At 41.6% G+C, this 635-nt stretch carries 1 protein-coding gene; it reads right to left on the minus strand.

Going from position 1 to position 635, the window contains the following annotated elements; genetic code table 11:
• A partial coding sequence (locus NE848_RS17285) for a PorP/SprF family type IX secretion system membrane protein (protein ID WP_252115862.1) occupies positions 1-596 on the minus strand: 596 nt, incomplete at its 3' end.
• Positions 597-635 lie beyond the last annotated feature (39 nt).

Below are 635 nucleotides of genomic sequence, written 5' to 3' on the forward strand. Positions count from 1 at the left end.
TAACCACCGGTTAAATAATAATGAACCTGCTCAAGAGCCAAATATTCACTGAATTCATTATTGTCATTGTTGATCAGTTTAGGAGCAGAACCTCCTATGTACCAATTCTGGGACGACAAATAAAAACCTAGCCCAAAATTTGGCGTCCAGCGGTTTAACTGGTCCTGAAAATATGGATCGTTGAGAACATCGGGCTCTGTGAACAGTTCATCTTCTAAATTATAATAGCTCATTCCGGCCTTCAATCCCAAACGCAGTGTCACATCATCACTAAGGTCCAGACGATAGGAGAAATCCCCATAGGCATAGGTGTAATTTTCATAGCCTGCATTATCATTAATTATGGAGAGTCCTAAACCCACCTTGTCGTTACTCAGAGGCGAGTGTATAGACAGGGTTTGAGTGGTTGGTGCGCCTTCAAAATCGGCCCACTGACTTCTATGCAGTCCTACGGCTGAAAACCCGTCCCTGCTTCCTGCATAGGCAGGGTTGATAGAGATCGTGTTATACATATATTGCGTAAACTGAGGGAGCTGTTGCGAAAATCCTGGGGCTGCAACAAATAAAATCAATATGATTAAGTATACTTTTTTCATGGTTTCCCTTTTTTATTTTGTTCCTAGATAGATATAACC

Source organism: Gramella jeungdoensis, assembly GCF_023805255.1.
GTDB classification, from domain to species: Bacteria; Bacteroidota; Bacteroidia; order Flavobacteriales; family Flavobacteriaceae; genus Christiangramia; species Christiangramia jeungdoensis.